The sequence below is a fragment of the Dellaglioa sp. CoH-57-MRSF-21 genome (assembly GCF_056781915.1).
On the sequence record NZ_JBXAXU010000101.1, the window covers coordinates 1 to 372 of the forward strand.

Sequence of the window (372 nt, forward strand, 5' to 3'; positions counted from 1 at the left end):
AACTAATAAAACGCGGTGTTTCTCGGCTTATTGCTTAAAAATTTAATAAATATTATCTAGTTTTCAAAGAACAAATTCGACAATTAATATTGTCAATGGAGCCTAACGGGATCGAACCGATGACCTCCTGCGTGCAAGGCAGGCGCTCTCCCAGCTGAGCTAAGGCCCCATAATGGGTATTTTATTAATTGGTAAATGGGCCTAAATGGACTCGAACCATCGACCTCACGCTTATCAGGCGTGCGCTCTAAACCAGCTGAGCTATAGGCCCGTAAACGCTTTTGAGAGTAGATCTCTCAAAACTAAACAAATTTTCGACAAGTGTGTAGGTTTCCGTAATATTCCTTAGAAAGGAGGTGATCCAGCCGCAGG

The 372-nt window shown here is 42.7% G+C and carries 2 tRNA genes; both read right to left on the reverse strand.

The window, feature by feature from the left end:
• Nucleotides 1–96: 96 nt before the first annotated feature.
• Nucleotides 97–169, reverse strand: a tRNA-Ala gene (locus AC1RPQ_RS08135).
• 27 nt (nt 170–196) lie between these two features.
• Nucleotides 197–271: transfer RNA gene (locus AC1RPQ_RS08140), tRNA-Ile, on the reverse strand.
• Nucleotides 272–372 lie beyond the last annotated feature (101 nt).